Genomic DNA, 2,013 nt, shown 5'->3' on the forward strand with positions numbered 1-2,013 from the left:
ACCTAAACCTCCAAAACGGACTGCCATCCAACACGGTTCTTTCAATTGTCCCCAACGAAAAAGATGGCTTTCTAAATTCAGTTCGAGTAATTCAATTTGAGTTGCTATTTCGGCAAGTTCTGGGTACAGGGGATGATGTTTACTGGGCTTGCGCTTTCCTCGGTTGAGTTCTCGCATTCTTTGCTGGAGTCTGGCTAATTCTTGGCGATCGCCTTTAACTTGACTGTAACGCTGTCGCAACTTGGCTAAAGTTTCTTCAGCCTCAATGAGGGCATTTTCAAATTCTTGCTCAAATTGGCGTTCTTCCTCAGCAGACATCTTAAACTAGGTAGAAAGGACTATTTTATCTTTATCATTACCAAAAATCTCATGCCAGAAGTCATTACCACCAACAAAGCAGAACTTCTCCAGGACTTTTCCACCTTAGAACTCGCCCAAGCCCTTGCCGATCGCCTCGCCATTGCCCCTAACGACTGGCATCGCCTCAAAGCCAATCGTAAGGCACAAGCGGGTCAAAATGCGGCTGCGGCAATGGTTTTTCTCCTTAGCGATCGCAAAGAAGATGCGATCGTCAATCTCAAACAAGCAACTGCTTGGTTAGATCGCTCAATTTCCGCCCCACCTTGCCCAACTCACGGCAAATAAGCAAAATAATCATTAAAAAAGAGTCAACGCCAGATAGTTTGTTCGCGTTTGACTCTTTTAGATAATCTCAATTGAGTCCCTTGCTGGTTCCAATGAACTCGATCAAAAATCTGGTGCAGTAAACATAAACCTCGACCTCGTTCTGATTCTTCTGGGGGTAATAGGTCTTCAGGTGTACTCGGACAGGAATAATTGGGTTTAAATCCCGTTCCTTGATCGGTAATAATCCAAGTATAGAGATTATCTGTTACGGAAAACTGTACGGAAACTTGTTTACTGGGATCGAGATTGTTTCCATGTTTAGCAGCATTCACAAGCGCCTCTTGTAGTCCTAAGCGAATCTCTGGCCGCCACTGATCCGGAATTTTTGCTAACAAAATATCCAGGACTGGACATAAATAAAGGGTAGAAGCGAAGCTCATCGTCGCCCAGCTTTCTTTCTTAACAGGCAGTGAAATAGAAATCACGAAAATTTACCTCTAGCTCATCTTTAAGGGAAAAAAATGCACCCTATTTCCCAAAATGTTTACAATAAAATTCTTCTATTGAAAAATCGGGAAAATATGGCAAAGGTTTGCAATTATGTCGTAACTAAATTCATAAGTAAATTGAAATTATTGGTTTCTAACTTTGAATTAGGAATCATCAGGAAATAGGAAGAACAAGATAATTTCCTAAGACTCGTTCATTATCTCAGATAATCTGATTCTTGCCTATATTATAGCAAAACAACTTCTAGAATGCTGGTTTGTACGAATTGACAAAATGCTTTTAATATGATACGTTGCCTGCTGATATCGAATTGCTTAAGGGTGAATAGATTCGAGAAAAGCGACAGATTCAACATGAGCCGTCTGAGGGAAAAAATCGGCAGGTTGGAGATGATTCAAGCGATATTGTCCCGACTGACAGAGAATTTTTAAATCTCGGGCGAGGGTTGCGGGTTTACAACTGAGATAAACAATGCGGGATGGTTTGAGTCGCAAAATGGCTTCGAGGACGGCGCGATCGCAGCCTTTGCGAGGGGGATCGAGGAACACAATGTCAGGAATCTCTGACTGAAGGGGCAGCCAGTCTTCTACCGCAGCAACCTCGAAACGAACATTGGCGATCGCATTGAGGGCAGCATTTTCTCGCGCTTGTTCCACGGATGCAGCTTGCACTTCAACCCCTACCACCTCTCGCACTCGTTGAGCAAAAGGCAAGCTAAAGGTGCCGATCCCGCAATAGGCATCGAGGAGGGTTTCCGAGCCGTTTAAATCGAGTCGTTGTAGGATGACTTCTAATATTGCTTCTGCGGCCTCCGTATTGACCTGAAAAAAGGTTTCTGGGCGCAAATGTAACTCCAGTCCAGCAAAGATTTCTCGG

General features: G+C 43.6%; 4 protein-coding genes. 1 reads left to right on the plus strand and 3 read right to left on the minus strand.

Annotation, left to right across the window (positions count from 1 at the left end; all coding sequences use genetic code 11):
* Window positions 1-318, minus strand: a 318-nt coding sequence (locus VB714_RS21305) for a hypothetical protein (protein WP_323226699.1), incomplete at its 3' end; no start/stop codon positions are given.
* A gap of 51 nt (window positions 319-369) precedes the next feature.
* Here VB714_RS21305 and VB714_RS21310 point away from each other — a divergent pair.
* On the plus strand, window positions 370-645 hold the full coding sequence (locus tag VB714_RS21310; RefSeq protein WP_204105812.1) for a DUF6439 family protein: 276 nt from the start codon (window positions 370-372) through the stop codon (window positions 643-645).
* A gap of 23 nt (window positions 646-668) precedes the next feature.
* Here the strand turns inward: VB714_RS21310 and VB714_RS21315 are convergent, their stop codons facing one another.
* Together VB714_RS21315 and rlmD are read right to left on the minus strand one after the other, a co-directional pair.
* The gene (locus VB714_RS21315) at window positions 669-1,112 is read right to left on the minus strand and encodes an anti-sigma regulatory factor (protein ID WP_323226700.1); all 444 of its coding nucleotides are present in this window, start codon (window positions 1,110-1,112) and stop codon (window positions 669-671) included.
* A gap of 339 nt (window positions 1,113-1,451) precedes the next feature.
* A partial coding sequence (gene rlmD, locus VB714_RS21320; RefSeq protein WP_323226701.1) for a 23S rRNA (uracil(1939)-C(5))-methyltransferase RlmD occupies window positions 1,452-2,013 on the minus strand: 562 nt, incomplete at its 5' end.

It is taken from the genome of Spirulina sp. 06S082, assembly GCF_034932145.1.
Classification (GTDB): Bacteria; Cyanobacteriota; Cyanobacteriia; order Cyanobacteriales; family Spirulinaceae; genus CCY15215.